At 39.1% G+C, this 15,406-nt stretch carries 11 protein-coding genes; 10 read left to right on the forward strand and 1 reads right to left on the reverse strand.

The annotated features are described in order from the left end of the window. The first annotated feature begins 255 nt into the window (after positions 1 to 255). The 7 genes from ACTFWY_RS02590 to ACTFWY_RS02620 all read left to right on the forward strand — a co-directional run bounded on the left by ACTFWY_RS02590 (position 256) and on the right by ACTFWY_RS02620 (position 9,753). Positions 256 to 570 (forward strand): hypothetical protein, encoded by a 315-nt coding sequence (locus ACTFWY_RS02590; protein WP_439926448.1) that lies wholly within the window; start codon positions 256 to 258, stop codon positions 568 to 570. 201 nt (positions 571 to 771) lie between these two features. After that, positions 772 to 2,076: an ISLre2 family transposase gene (locus ACTFWY_RS02595; RefSeq protein WP_439926449.1), complete on the forward strand. Its 1,305-nt coding sequence runs from the start codon at positions 772 to 774 to the stop codon at positions 2,074 to 2,076. 267 nt (positions 2,077 to 2,343) lie between these two features. Continuing rightward, positions 2,344 to 2,562 (forward strand): YneF family protein, encoded by a 219-nt coding sequence (locus ACTFWY_RS02600; protein WP_029486708.1) that lies wholly within the window; start codon positions 2,344 to 2,346, stop codon positions 2,560 to 2,562. Between the two features lie 365 nt (positions 2,563 to 2,927). Continuing rightward, a complete protein-coding gene (locus ACTFWY_RS02605) occupies positions 2,928 to 4,679 on the forward strand; it encodes an ABC transporter ATP-binding protein (protein ID WP_081131609.1) in 1,752 nt (583 codons plus the stop codon). Continuing rightward, positions 4,679 to 6,460 carry an ABC transporter ATP-binding protein gene (locus ACTFWY_RS02610; protein ID WP_376715989.1) on the forward strand — a complete coding sequence of 594 codons (1,782 nt, stop codon included), beginning with the start codon at positions 4,679 to 4,681 and terminating at the stop codon, positions 6,458 to 6,460. The genes ACTFWY_RS02605 and ACTFWY_RS02610 overlap by 1 nt, the downstream gene beginning before the upstream one ends. 416 nt (positions 6,461 to 6,876) lie before the next feature. After that, positions 6,877 to 7,719: a BglG family transcription antiterminator LicT gene (licT, locus tag ACTFWY_RS02615; RefSeq protein WP_003126263.1), complete on the forward strand. Its 843-nt coding sequence runs from the start codon at positions 6,877 to 6,879 to the stop codon at positions 7,717 to 7,719. A gap of 114 nt (positions 7,720 to 7,833) precedes the next feature. Beyond that, positions 7,834 to 9,753 (forward strand): beta-glucoside-specific PTS transporter subunit IIABC, encoded by a 1,920-nt coding sequence (locus ACTFWY_RS02620; protein WP_439926452.1) that lies wholly within the window; start codon positions 7,834 to 7,836, stop codon positions 9,751 to 9,753. A gap of 75 nt (positions 9,754 to 9,828) precedes the next feature. Here ACTFWY_RS02620 and ACTFWY_RS02625 read toward each other — a convergent pair whose 3' ends face one another. Next, positions 9,829 to 10,749, reverse strand: coding sequence for a MurR/RpiR family transcriptional regulator (locus tag ACTFWY_RS02625; protein WP_003126265.1), 921 nt, complete (start codon positions 10,747 to 10,749; stop codon positions 9,829 to 9,831). 260 nt (positions 10,750 to 11,009) lie between these two features. Between ACTFWY_RS02625 and ACTFWY_RS02630 the strand changes: the two genes are divergently transcribed. The 3 genes from ACTFWY_RS02630 (at position 11,010) to ACTFWY_RS02640 (ending at position 15,384) form a co-directional block, all read left to right on the forward strand. After that, positions 11,010 to 12,386, forward strand: a complete 1,377-nt coding sequence (locus ACTFWY_RS02630; RefSeq protein ID WP_003126266.1) for a 6-phospho-beta-glucosidase — start codon at positions 11,010 to 11,012, stop codon at positions 12,384 to 12,386. A gap of 33 nt (positions 12,387 to 12,419) precedes the next feature. Next, entirely contained in the window at positions 12,420 to 13,853 is a 1,434-nt protein-coding gene (locus tag ACTFWY_RS02635; RefSeq protein WP_060815317.1) for a 6-phospho-beta-glucosidase, read from the forward strand. Between the two features lie 73 nt (positions 13,854 to 13,926). Then, positions 13,927 to 15,384 carry a family 1 glycosylhydrolase gene (locus ACTFWY_RS02640; RefSeq protein WP_156247419.1) on the forward strand — a complete coding sequence of 486 codons (1,458 nt, stop codon included), beginning with the start codon at positions 13,927 to 13,929 and terminating at the stop codon, positions 15,382 to 15,384. The last annotated feature ends 22 nt before the right edge of the window (positions 15,385 to 15,406 follow it).

Below are 15,406 nucleotides of genomic sequence, written 5' to 3' on the forward strand. Positions count from 1 at the left end.
AAGAGAAATCTACTTCCCCTTATTAAGTAAAAGTGAACAGATGAAAAATAACGCAGATTATCTTGATAGGGAATATTATCTTTTTTGTAGCTAACATAGTAGTTAAGTTGGCAAGGGATTTTGGTAGAGAACTATCCTTATCATTTTATTGGTACAGTTGTTTTGGGGATAATTTTAGGTGTCGTCTATGCAAGATGTTCTTATGAACGAATAAAAGAATATTTAGGATATAATAAAAAGTAAGGTGAATTTACGTTGGATAATGAAAAAAATCGAATGGTTTATTCTTACAAAATTTTGATTAGTAAAGAGGCAGTAAGAGAAAAATATGAGTTGTATTCGTTAAAAAATCATATGATGTACCAATTATATGGCTATACGTATAATCCGTATGACCGGATCAACTATACGATCAAACTTTCTCTAAAAGAAATGGTATTGACGATGACTAAAAAAGATGGAAGTCCATTTTCCGCAAATGAATGGGCATTATTTGAACGAATACTTCCTGAATTTTTTGAGAAATTAGAAGTAGAGTTCGTACAAGAAAAAGAATTAATGGAAGAATGAATAAGGGATCGAAGTATATACTTCGGTCTTTTTTTATAAATAAAGCATGAATAGTTTTGAATTTGACGGAAAATTTTGGTTATAAATGTGATATCAAGAGACTTTTAAAAGTTTTTTTGTTAATTGAACAGAACCAAAAAAGATTTGGTGAAAAGATGCAGGATTCCTATACTGAAAGAAAAAGAGTAAAGGAATTTGCGCATGTTTAACGAATTAGATTTCGAACGAGAATATCAAGAAAAAGCGATTGAACAGTTTCTGGAAAAGCTCCAAGTTATTGAACGGAAAGTAGGTATGGAAGTCCAAGCACAAGGATGGAAATATGTAAAAACGGCTCAACGAACAGTGATTTTCACTTTTGGTGAAATGACTTTTTCTCGAAAGTGTTATCGACGAAATCATGAATATCGATATCCAGTAGATGAAGCATTGGGCTTACCTCAATATACTCGTTTTTCGATGGAATTGTTACTACAAATTGCGGAATTAGCGACGAAAATGCCTTATAGAGAAGTAGCAAAAACATACGAACTTTTAAAAGATATCCATATTACAAAAGATACGGTCTTAAAAGCTGTAAATTTAGCTGGAAAATACTACAAAGAGAAGGAAGAATATCGTTTGCTGTCTAAAAAGAATTCTGTGACTAGAGAAAAAGTATCTGTATTGTATGTTGAGGGTGATGGAATCAGTATTAAAACCAAAAGAAAAGAAGAAAGTCGTGTTGATTTAGCACACTTTTTAATTCACAAGGGTTGTAAAGAAAAGTATCGAGGAAGGAATCAATTAATTGATAAGCACGAAATTATTTCATCTAGTAATAAAAAAGCTCGAGAAGAAGTTATAGATTATATTTATAATCACTATGAAATAGATAAAAATACATTAATTATTACGAATTCGGATATGGGGACTGGATATACACCGTATGTTTTTAAAGAAATTGCAGGTTCTTTTTCAGCAAAGCATATACATTTTTGGGATAGATTCCATTTACATGAAAAGGTCAAAGAGTTTTTTAAAAGATATGATTCTGTTTTATATCAACGTTTTTTTCACGCATTGACTGTTCATAGTAAAAAAGAAGCTCGATTGGTTTTAGATACGATTGAATCCATGATTGAAGGAGAGGAAGAACAAATTCGTTTTGATGCCTTTAGCAGAAAAATATTGAAAGAATTTTACTATACGAAATCGCCGAAGCAATACGGTTTTTCTGGATCAGGAATTGGTGTAATGGAATCTCAGCAATCAAAAATTGCCAATCGTATGAAAAAGAGAGGAATGTATTGGTCTCTTGATGGTGGAGAAACAATGAGCAAAATGATTATTGATATCAAACAAAATCAGTTAAGAGAATTATTTTTTGGGAAGTGGAGAGAGGAGTACCTCCGAATTGAGAAGCTAGAAGCTACCCGACGATATTTAAAAAAAGGTGTACATGAGAAATTTCCGTCAAAAATTCAAGTAAGTCGAGTAGAAAAATGGTACAAATATGATTTCTAAAATAAATAGTTTCATTTTTGCTTAATCTATTGAAAAAAAGATAAAAAAGTGGTATACTTGGCGCGAAAAAATTGATGATGCTAAGGCTTTTTAGCATGTACAAAAATGAAAGAACATTTCTTAAAATCCTCAAAATCCTCTGTAAAACTAAGAAAATCCACTACAACTAAAATTTAGACACATATAATCCTGCTTTCTCTCTTTCTTTTTGTATTTTTTTCTAGTAAAATGATTCATTGAGAGTACAAGAGAAAGGAGAGATTTCAAATGGTTAGTTTAGGAATTGTAATCGTGATCGCTGTTATCGCGGTATTATTAGGCGCTGTCGGCGGCTTCTTTTTGGCGCGTAAATATATGCAAGATTATCTGAAGAAAAATCCTCCCGTTAATGAGGATATGTTGCGTTCGATGATGATGTCAATGGGCCAAAAGCCTTCTGAGAAGAAGATTCGGCAAATGATGCAACAAATGAAAAACCAAAAATAGGTTTTTTAGCGCAAAAAGCGGGCTGATTCCATCAGCTCGCTTTTTGTTGCGAGTCACTGCGATTGGCCGCGTCAGCGAGGCAGAGCGTAGATAAGCAGATGAGGAGGAATACCTCGTGTTGCGAGTCACTGCGATTGACCGCGTCAGTGAGGCATGCAAGTTCATCTTAGTGATTTTCCCTTAGAAGAACTGTAAGCGAAGCGTAGATGACCAAATGAATTGTGCCTATCGTTGGGTAGGTAACAAAACGTGTTTCGCGAGGAATTGAAATGTAACTACATCGGAAGGTCAGTCATCGCCAAAATAGTCCGAAAATTTCGATGATTCAAAACATAGTCAACAGGAGTGAATAATAGGAGGGTGTTATGTCGATTTTTAGAAAGTTAGGTTGGTTTTTTAGACAAGAAAGGAAACATTATTATATAGGAGTAGCCGCATTGGTTTTGGTGGCTCTCGTTCAATTAGCGCCACCCAAAGTGATCGGAATCATTATTGATGAGATCGCAGAAAAAGAGATTTCGATAGAAACGATTTTATTTTGGATAGGTATTTTGCTTGCCGCTGCATTAGCACAATATATTTTTCGTTTTGTCTGGCGGATAAATATTTGGGGGAGTGCTGCACGCTTGGAAAAAAGCTTACGTCGTCAATTATTCGATCACTTCACCAAAATGGATCATCTTTTCTATCAAAAACATCGAACTGGAGATTTGATGGCCCATGCCACCAATGATTTGAACGCCATTCAAAACGTTGCTGGGGCGGGTATTTTAACTTTTGCGGATTCGTTTATCTCTGGAGGAGCAACGATCATCGCCATGATCCTTTTTATCGATTGGCGTCTGACCTTGATTGCGTTGATTCCTTTGCCATTTCTTGCGGTCATGGCTAGAGTGTTAGGCAGCAAACTACATGATGCTTTTCGTGATTCGCAAGAAGCTTTTTCAGCGATTAATGACAAAGCGCAAGAAAGTATTACTGGGATAAAAGTCATCAAAACGTTTGGACAAGAGACAGAAGATATTCAAGATTTTCAAGCCAAAATTGATGATGCCATCATCAAGAACCGTAAAGTCAATTTTTTAGATGCACTTTTTGATCCTTTCATTACATTGATTATCGGTGTCTCATATGTCTTAACGATTATTGTGGGTGGTCGTTTTGTCATGTCAGGAGAGATATCGATTGGCCAATTGGTTTCATTTATTAGTTATATTGGTATGTTGGTTTGGCCCATGTTCGCCATTGGCCGTCTGTTCAATGTTTTAGAACGAGGGAATGCTAGCTATGATCGGGTATCTGAATTGCTGGGGGAAAGAACCCATATTGTTGAAAAAAAACACGCGATCCAAGAGCCGGCTCAAGGTAAAATTGAAGTGGCGTTAGACGCTTTTCGCTATCATGATGCCGAAGAAATCACGCTGCAACAGATAGCATTTACCTTACATGAAGGACAGACATTAGGAATCGTTGGCAAAACCGGTGCAGGTAAAACCTCCATTTTGAAGTTGCTGATGCGGGAATATGATCATTATGAGGGTGACATTCTTTTTGGCGGGCACAGCATCAAAGAATATACTTTGAATGCATTATTGGGCTCTATCGGGTATGTTCCCCAAGATCACTTTCTTTTTTCCATGTCGATTCGAGACAATATCCGTTTTGCGGTACCCCAAGCACCACAAGAAGCGGTTGAAGCGGCTGCTGATTTGGCGTCAATCAATGATGACATCAAAGCATTGCCAGAAGGATACGAAACAATGGTCGGTGAACGAGGGGTCTCATTATCTGGCGGGCAGAAACAGCGGTTGTCCATCGCACGGGCATTGATTGTTGATCCAGAATTACTGATCTTAGATGATGCCTTGTCAGCTGTCGATGCCAAAACAGAAGAAGATATTTTGCACAAATTGCGAGACTATCGAAAAGACAAAACAACGATTATTTCTGCGCATCGGCTAAGTAGTGTGAAGCATGCCGAAGAGATCTTAGTTATCGATGAAGGAAGAATCATCGAGCGAGGGACCCACGAAGCCCTGTTAGCCAAAAATGGCTGGTACAAAAAAATGTGGGACAAGCAACAACTGGAAGCCAAAATTGAAGGGAGTGAAGTATAATGGAACGTCAAGAATCTGAATGGTCAAAATCAATTCCATTTAAAGAGCAAAAATTGATCATCAAGCGGATGTTACAATTTGCAAAACCCTTCAAGAAGATATTTTTTGCAGCCATTTTCTTTGCTTTTCTCTTATCAATCGTCAACATTCTCCTGCCTAGAATTCTGCAGACATTCATGGATAAGTATCTGACACAACAGTCAGCAACCAATCAAATCATCTATTTCTTTGCGGGTCTCTATTTCTTTGGGGTAGTCATCAAAGCAGTCATCTGGTTTTTTCAATGGTTTCTATACTCGATGGCTTCCTTGCAGACGTATCAATATGTGCGGACCAAGTTATTCGAGAAGCTGCATAGTTTAGGTATGCGGTATTTTGATCAGACTCCGGCAGGTTCGATTGTGTCGCGGGTCAGCAATGATACCGAAACATTGTATGAATTCTGGTATGTGTTTTTGATGGTTTTGACTGGTATTTTTGCAGTCCTATCTTCTTTTGCCGCCATGTTTCAGATCAACGTAAAAATTGCTTTATTGAATCTGATTTTCTTACCTATTTTGATGATCGTCATCTGGTATTATCAAAAATTCAGCTCCCGAATCTATCGTCAAATGCGAGAAAAATTAAGTCAATTGAATACGAAATTGAACGAGTCGATCTCGGGAATGCAGATTATCCAGCAGTTCCGACAAGAAGCACGACTGAACCGAGAATTTGAGGAAACGAATGATGAATACCTCAAGACAAGGTATGCAATGATTCGTACTAATTCGTTGCTATTATCGCCGATCATCAATTTTCTCTATGCGATTGCAGTTGCGATGTCATTAACATTGTTTGGGTTTGATGCTTTGCATTCTCCGATTGAAGTGGGGTTGATTTATGCTTTTACCACCTATGTCCAAGGCTTCTTCAATCCTATGACACAGATGATGGATTTTCTCAGCGTCTTTACTGATGGCATGGTGGCTGGTAGCCGTATTCTTAAAATCATGGATAATGAAGAATTTACCCCACAACAACATCCAGATGCGAATCAAGTCATTGAACAAGGAAAGATTGAATTTCGTAATGTCAGTTTTTCTTATGATGGAGAAAATCATGTATTGAAGAATATTTCCTTTACTGCTTATCCAGGAGAAACCGTCGCTTTGGTGGGACACACTGGTAGCGGCAAAAGCTCGATCATTAATGTTTTAATGCGCTTTTACGAATTTGGTGAGGGACAAATTTTGATTGACGATCATGATATTCGCGATTTTACGATCGAAGAATTACGAAAAAAAGTCGGATTGGTTTTACAAGATGCTTTCATGTTCTATGGAGATATTTCTGACAATATTCGTTTATTGAACCCAGAAATCAGCGAAGAACAAATCCGAGCAGCAGCGAAATTTGTGCAAGCAGATAAATTTATCGAAAAACTGGAGGGCACTTATCATGCCAAAGTGATTGAACGAGGCGCTAGCTACTCCAGTGGGCAACGACAGTTGATCTCATTTGCTAGAACGATGGTGACTGATCCTAAAATCCTCGTTTTAGATGAAGCTACTGCCAATATCGACACCGAAACAGAAGGATTGATCCAGGAAGGGTTGGCGAATATGCGACAAGGGAGAACTACGATTGCCATCGCCCACCGATTATCCACGATTCGGGATGCTGAATTGATTTTAGTTTTAGATAAAGGACGTATCGTCGAACGAGGAAACCATGATTCATTGTTAAAACAGCAAGGCCTTTATGCAGATATGTATAAATTACAGTCCAGTGACGTGTGATCAGTCGGGAATATTTTTTGCTGTTTCCTTCCAGTGGACACTAACTAATTACTAGAATTCCATGTATCCATCACTCCATCACTTTGTTGGTGTTGGCTTGGGAGCGGGTATGTGGGGTTCTTGTTTTTCATCGATTCATTTTATAAAAGGAATCGGGAGGAAGTAAAATAACGAATCCTTTTTTCGGTCAATGTATTGACAGCGTTTTCTCTGTTTGCTATCATAAGGATAAGTTAATCATTCGTATGGATAGTGATTGTTGAAAAAACAAGCTAAACCTGATGAAAGTAAGGCTATTTGGTCTGCTCTCATTAGGTTTTTTTTCTGGGAAAAAAGGAGTATGGATCAAAATTGATTTGAATGGCTATCTCGTATAAAAATAGGTTAGTACGTCAATAATCAAGTGGGGGTAAAACATGAAAATCAGTAAAGTGTTAAACAATAATGTCGTGATAACTACTGATGAAAAACAAAACGAAATTATTGTGATGGGAAGAGGGATCGCATTCAAGAAAAAAGTTGGTGACGATATCAGTGATCAAACGATCGATAAAGTATATCGTTTAGAAAATCGTACGATTGCTTCCCAATTTCAGGAATTATTGGCCGACTTGCCATTAGAATATTTGGAACTTTCGAACCAAGTAATCGAATATGCAAGAGAAGAGTTGTCCTCACCGATCAACGATTCGATCTATATTTCTTTACCTGATCATTTACATAGTGCAATCGAGCGTGCCAAAAAAGGGATCGTTGTCAAAAATGTTCTTCTCTGGGACATCAAGCGATTTTTTCCAGATGAATTCAAAATCGGAAAACGAACGATTGAAAAAATTAGTGAGCGCTATGGGATTGAGTTGCCGGAAGATGAAGCGGGTTTCATTGCACTGCATTTGGTAAACGCTCAAACAGAAAACAATGATCAAAGCAATCTTTATGAATTGACGAAAACAATGCAAGATATCATCAATATCGTCAAATACTATTTTAAAACAACTTTCGATGAAGAATCGGTTTATTTTTATCGTTTTACTACGCATTTGCGTTTTTTTGTTTCCCGCATGCAGAACCACTCTACCCATGCGGAAGAGACTGACGATGAGCTCCTTGAGATGGTAAAGATAAAATATCGCAACGCCTATCAATGTGTGCAAAAAATCAAATCATTTCTGGTAACGAATTATCGTTACGATATGTCCAATGATGAAAGTTTGTATTTAACGATTCATATTGCGCGATTGGTGCAAAAGAATCGCTAACCATAAAAGAAAGGAGGTCATCCCAGAATAAACTGGGGAATAGTAAAGCATTTTTTGGATAGTGACATTCAGTTGGCTAAACCTTCAATCAAACAAAAATTGGAGGAAACAAAAATGGGAAAATATCATGAAGTAGCAGAAAAAATCGTGGCAAATGTGGGCGGAAAAGAAAATATCAATAGTTTGACCCACTGTATCACTCGGCTGCGGTTTAAATTGAAAGACGAAGGAATCGCGAACGATGACATCTTGAAAAATATGGATGGGGTCGTAACAGTGATGAAAAGTGGCGGTCAATACCAAGTAGTTATCGGTAATCATGTGCCAGATGTCTATGCAGAAGTAGTGGATGTTGCGGGGATCAGTGAAAACAGTGAAGAAGAAAGTTCCGGAGGGAATATTTTCAATCGTCTGATCGATATCCTCAGCGGTTGTTTCCAGCCTTTCTTAGGTGCGTTAGCAGCTGCCGGTATGATCAAAGGGTTTAATGCATTATTAGTCTTTTTGGGTACACAGGGTTGGTTCAACTATACAGCAGAATCAGGCACATATGTAATGTTGAATGCGATCGGTGATGCAATATTTATGTTTATGCCGGTTATTTTAGGTTATACTTCTGCAAAAAAATTCCGTTTGAATCCGATGGTCGGTATCGTTATTGGAGCCGCTCTATGCTACCCAACGATTCAAGGCACTGCGCTGCAAACAGCCTTTACCGCAGTTGCCGGAGAAGGAGCAGCAGCACCTTATAGCTTACTTGGACAATCTGCCTATCAAACTTTCTTAGGTATTCCATGGGTAGGGGCAACCTATACAAGTAGTGTCGTACCAGTCATTTTCATTATTGCATTTGCTGCACAGATTCAAAAACTTGCTAAAAAAGTGATTCCAAGTGTCGTGCAAACTTTCTTGGTACCATTTTTCGTCTTACTGATTGCTTTACCTGTTGGGTTCTTGATCATTGGTCCAATCATCAGCATGTTGACAGATCTCTTGAGTGCCGGATTCCAAGCGCTAATGGACTTCTCGCCAGCGGTTTATGGATTGATTCTAGGATTCTTCTGGCAAGTATTGGTTATCTTCGGCTTACACTGGTCGGTTGTGCCACTAGCGATCATGCAAGTTACGCAACAAGGATTCAGCCAAGTGTTGACAGGTTCCTTTGGAGCTAGCTTTGCTCAAACAGCAGTTGTCGTTGCCATGTATTTCAAATTAAGAGACAAAAAGATGAAAGCATTATGTCCGCCAGCGATCATTTCTGGTATCTTTGGTGTAACTGAACCAGCTATTTATGGGATCACTCTTCCTAAAAAGACCCCTTTCATATATTCTATGATCGGTGGTGCTGTCGGTGGACTGTTCTTAATGGTCAATGGTGTAACGGGCTACACGATGGGCGGACTTGGTATTTTCGGGATCTTTAACTTCATCACACCGGATGGAGATGCGAGTGGCATGTGGACTTCACTGATTGCTATCGCCATCTCTGCAGCGATTGGTTTTGGTTTGACGATGGCATTCTGGAAAGACAATACAGTAGTCGAAGAAATTGCTGAAGGCGAACCTACAATGTCTGTACGTAAAGAAATCATTAGTTCTCCTATCGAAGGAACGGTTGCACCTTTAAGCAGTGCCAAAGATGAAGCTTTTGCCCAAGGAATCTTAGGTAAAGGAATCTTGATCCATCCTACAAAAGGGGAAGTCGTTGCTCCATTTGATGGTACCGTTATGACATTGTTCCCAACGAAACACGCCATCGGGTTGATCTCAGATAACGGATTGGAATTGTTGATCCATATTGGGTTAGATACCGTTCAACTCAATGGGCAATACTTCGAAGCGCATGTCAAGCAAGGAGATAGAGTAACTCGAGGTCAAAAATTGATTACCTTTGACAAAGATGCGCTGATCAAAGCTGGTTTCAACATTGAGACCCCTGTTTTGGTAACAAATTCTGCTGATTACTTAGATATTATTGAATCAGATAAAAATGAAGTTGCTTGTTCAGATGATTTGATCACAGCTCTCGTTTAGCAAAAACTTTCTAAAAAGAGCTATTTATGTATAAAAGCGATCGGCCATGTGGGGCGATCGCTTTTTGTCAGCCGTTTAATTCGGAAACAGAGAGTCTTTGTATTGAAGATTTTTATCGTAGGTTGGTTCAGCGATAATCGTTGAGGAAGTAGGACGTTTGTCATAAGCCATGCCAATATCGATCAAATGCTGAAGATTTTTTTCATAATGTTCCGAAAAGACGATTCCATACAGCACATCCAGTAGGTAGCAAACGGACGTATTAATCGTGAAATTTGCGATCTTTGAGTAAAGCCTTTCTCGGGTTGTGATATTTAAGACACAATCACTTAATTTTGCCAATGCGTTCTCGCCAATACTAGTCATTCCAATAATTGAAACTTGACGTTCGGCAAGAATTTTACCGATTTCTTTGATCATCTTGTTTTCACCAGTATAAGAAATCAAGATGGCTGTCGTATCAGAAGTACAGTTGGATGCTTCATAAGCACTTTCGCCAAAAGTGTCACAAACATGGATGTTTTTTCCTAAACGCCGCATCTTCAAAACAAAGTCTTGAGAAATCAAGGTATTGGCATTACTTGCGAAAATCTTGATATGGCTGGCATTGAGTAGCGATTGTTTCGCTTTTTGCAGTTCATCGTGATGGATCAAGGAAAGCGTATCTTCAATCGTTGTTTGTTCGAGTTTCGCTAACTTTTTGGCGATCGTCATAATGCCGTCATGGGAGGAAAAGGGAAAGTTGGCATCAACATCTGTAAAATGACTGCTCATATAGGTTTGCTCTTCCAAAAAGGCTGTCTTTAAGTCGAGCCAACCGTTGAAGCCTAATTTTTTGGCAATCCGAATAAAAGTAGAAGGATGAACGTAGGTTTTTTCAGACAATTCCTTGATGGTTTGATCAGCCATCGCAGTTGGATTGGCTAATAAAAAATCGATCAAAGATCGTTCAGCAGGGGCCAACTTGATTTGGCGCATTTTTTCTTGTAATAACATGGTGTCCACATTCCTTTTTACATTTTTATATAGTTGTTTGTAAATAAAATTATCGGAAATTTTTCTTTTTTGAGTATTTGAATAATTGTCGATATGAATATTATTCCTTATACCATTCGATTTGTAAATACTTTTTACAAATCACTCGCAAGATATCCCTAGATTTGCAAACGCTTTTTCTAAATAATAAATTTACATTGAATCTAATTATTTTATAAATGATAATAAGGGTGTAAATAAAATAGCAAAGGAGCAATACAATGACAAAAGGAATCAAAATCGCTACCATTGGTGGCGGCAGTAGTTATACTCCGGAGTTAATGGAAGGCTTTATCAAACGCTATGAAGAACTGCCAATTCGGGAAATTTGGTTAGTAGATATCGAAGCAGGAAAAGAAAAACTGGCAATCGTTGGAGCGATGGCACAGCGAATGTGGGATGCTTCTCCTTATGATGTGAAAATCCACATGACGCTGGATCGAGAAGAAGCCTTGAAAGATGCAGATTTTGTTACGACTCAATTTCGAGTAGGCTTGCTGAATGCCCGGATCAAAGATGAGCGTATTCCTGCCTATTATGGCATGATCGGTCAAGAAACCAACGGTCCTGGCGGGATGTTTAAAGCATTTCGGACAGTACCAATTATTCTGGAAATCGTAGAAGATATGAAACGCTTATGTCCAAATGCTTGGTTGATTAATTTTGCCAATCCAAGCGGCATGGTCACAGAAGCGGTTGTCCGTTATGGGAAATGGGATAGAGTGATTGGACTTTGCAATGTTCCTGTGATGGCGACCATGATCGAACCTGCATTGATCGGTAAAGAGCCGGATGAGTTAATCTACAAATTTGCTGGCTTAAACCATTTCCATTGGCATAAAGTCACTGACTCACACGGAAATGATGTGACGATGGATATTATTGATAAAATGTATCAGGAAGATAATGGTTTGCCGAAAAATATTTTTGATGTGCCGTTTTATCGTGAACAATTAGAACAAATGAGAATGATTCCTTGCGGTTATCATCGCTATTACTATCGTCAAGAAGAAATGTTGAAGCATGCACTGGAAGAATATCAGACTGTAGGAACGAGAGCGCAGCAAGTGAAGCAAACAGAGGCAGAACTTTTTGAACTTTATAAAGATCCAGAATTGGATCATAAACCAGAACAGCTGCAGCAACGTGGGGGAGCCTACTATTCAGATGCGGCTTGCGAAACGATTGCCTCGATTTATGCAAACAAAAATACCCAGATCGTGGTCTCAACCAAAAATGAGGGAGCTGTTCCTGACCTACCGGCTGATTGTGTTGTCGAAGTTACCGCGTATGTTGGGGGACAAGGTGCCCGCAATGTGGCTTTTGGCGAGCTGCCGACTGCAGAAAAAGGCTGGCTACAGGTAATGAAGGCTATGGAGCTTTTAACGATCGAAGCAGCGGTTACTGGCGATTACAATACCGCATTACAAGCTTTCACCATTAACCCATTGGTGCCATCAGGAGAAACAGCTAAACGCGTAATGGATGAATTATTTATTGCTCACAAAGCTTATCTACCAAACTTTAAATCAACGATTGAGCGTTTGGAAAAAGAAGGAATCGAAGTTCAAGACGAACTGGCAAAATCACTTAATTAATCAACAAAATATCAAGAAAGTAGGAATGAAATAATGGGATTTAGAAAAGACTTTTTATGGGGCGGCGCAACTGCTGCCAATCAATGTGAAGGAGGATACAACGAAGGTGGGCGAGGCCTAGCCAATGTCGATGTTGTACCGATCGGTAAAGATCGTTTTCCAGTGATCACAGGACAGATGAAAATGTTTGATTTTGATGAGGATCATTTTTATCCTGCCAAAGAAGCAATCGATATGTATCATCGTTACAAAGAAGATATTGCTTTATTTGGAGAAATGGGCTTTAAAACCTATCGTTTGTCCATTGCTTGGAGTCGTATTTTTCCAAAAGGGGACGAACAAGAACCAAATGAAGACGGCTTGAAATTCTATGAGGATCTCTTCAAAGAGTGTCATAAATATGGTATTGAACCACTGGTAACGATCACACACTTTGATTGTCCAATGCATTTAGTAGAAAAATATGGTGCTTGGCGTTCACGAGAATTAGTAGGCTTTTATGAGAATTTATGCCGAGTTATTTTTAATCGTTACAAAGGATTGGTCAAATATTGGTTAACTTTCAACGAAATCAACATGATTCTTCACGCGCCATTTATGGGAGCTGGCCTCTATTTTGAAGAAGGCGACAACGTGGAGCAGGTCAAATACCAAGCGGCCCATCATGAATTATTGGCATCTGCGATTGCGACGAAAATCGCTCACGAAGTAGATCCGGAGAATAAAGTGGGCTGTATGCTGGCTGCAGGTGCCTACTACCCTTACACAAGTAAGCCTGAAGATGTTTGGGCATCAAGAAAATCAGATCGCGAAAACTATTTCTTCATTGATGTCCAGTCTCGGGGAGAATACCCACAATATGCATTGAAGGAAATGGCCCGTAACGGGATTGAGATCAAAATGGAAGAAGGCGACTTAGAGTTATTGAAGGCCCACACAGTTGATTTTATTTCATTCTCTTACTACTCTTCTCGGGTATCGACAACAGATGCTGAGCTATTGGAACAAACTTCTGGAAATATTTTTGCTTCAGTAAAAAATCCTTATTTGGAAGCAAGCGAATGGGGCTGGCAGATCGACCCGTTAGGTTTGCGGATTACTATGAATGACCTTTATGATCGTTACCAAAAACCATTATTCATTGTAGAGAACGGTTTGGGTGCTGTTGATACACCAGATGCTGATGGCTATGTGGAGGATGATTACCGAATTGATTATCTTGCAGCACATATACAAGCCATGAAAGACGCTGTTGAACAAGATGGTGTTGATCTATTAGGGTATACAACATGGGGATGTATCGATTTGGTCTCTGCGGGAACAGGTGAGATGAAAAAACGCTACGGTTTTATCTATGTTGATCGCGACAATGAAGGCAATGGTACGCTGAAACGGACGAAGAAAAAATCCTTCGACTGGTACAAACAAGTCATTGCTTCAAATGGCGAAGACTTAACAAACAAATAATCATGCTTGCGGCTTCTTCTTGGATGAATTCTAAGAAGAAAGCCGCTGATAGTCTTTACGATGGAGGGATAATATGGGGTTTCCAAAAAATTTTCTTTGGGGTGGCGCAACAGCTGCGAACCAATATGAAGGCGGCTATCTTTCTGGCGGAAAAGGGTTAAGCACCCTCGATGCCATTACAGGAGGCAGTATGGATCAGCCGCGAATGATTACCTATAAAACAAAAGACGGCCAGATCGGGAAAGTTACTCGGGATACCGAATTACCTGAAGGTGCCGTTGGGTACATCGATCCAGAGCAGTATTATCCTAGTCATGTGGCGACAGACTTTTACCATCATTATCAGGAAGATATTGCGTTGTTTGCAGAGATGGGCTTTAAGTGTTTTCGGATGTCTATTTCCTGGGCGCGGATTTGTCCAAAAGGAACCAGAGAGATCAACGAAGACGGCCTGGCTTTTTATGATGCAGTTTTCGATGAGCTGTTGAAGCATGGCATTGAGCCAGTGGTGACGATCAATCACTTTGATATTCCTATGTATTTAGCGGATGAATATGATGGTTGGTCGAATCGCAAAGTGATCGACTATTTCTTGTTTTTCTGCGAAACGATCTTCACTCGTTACCAAGATAAAGTGAAATATTGGATGACGTTTAACGAGATCAACTTTTTGAGAAGTTGGACACAAATTGGTATTCATAAAAATGATAAGCAGCATAAGTATCAAGCTGCTCATCACTTGTTTGTAGCAAGTGCTAAAGCAGTACAAATGGGACACCGAATCAACCCGGATTTCATGATTGGGATGATGGTGGCGTATATTCCAAGTTATCCGATGACAGCTAACCCAGAGGATGTTTTAGCTGCATTGCAATTCAATCGGGAACAAGAATTCTATATTGACGTTCAAGCAAAAGGCTATTATCCTGCCCACAAGGTAAAAGAGTTCGAACGTGAAGGGATCGAAATCAAAAAAGAAGCTGGAGATGACGCGGTCATTGCGAACGGAACGGTTGACTATATCGGTTTTAGCTATTATATGTCAACCGCTTCTTCAGCAAATCCTGAAACAGTCAAGTATGTTGGCGGCAACCAAATGCCTGCGGTGAAAAATCCTTATTTAACCGAATCGGATTGGGGCTGGGCGGTCGATCCATTAGGGTTGCGGATCTCATTGTGTCAATTGTCTGATCGTTATCATCTTCCTTTATTTGTAGTAGAGAATGGATTCGGTGCCATAGACAAAGTGGAATCTGACGGCTCGATCAATGACGATTATCGAATTGATTATTTCAAAAAACACATTGCAGCCATGAAAGATGCGATAACTCTTGATGGCGTAGACTTGATTGGCTATACACCTTGGGGATGTATCGATCTTGTATCGGCAGGAACTGGTGAGATGAAAAAACGCTATGGCTTTATTTACGTGGACATGGATGATCACGGGAACGGAACATTGGCCCGGAAAAAGAAAAAATCATTTGATTGGTACAAAGAAGTGATTGCTTCAAATGGAGAACAACTTTAAAGAATAAGAAAACATCCCCGCA

This window comes from Enterococcus sp. 125944 (assembly GCF_051909435.1).
Taxonomy (GTDB): Bacteria; Bacillota; Bacilli; order Lactobacillales; family Enterococcaceae; genus Enterococcus_D; species Enterococcus_D gallinarum.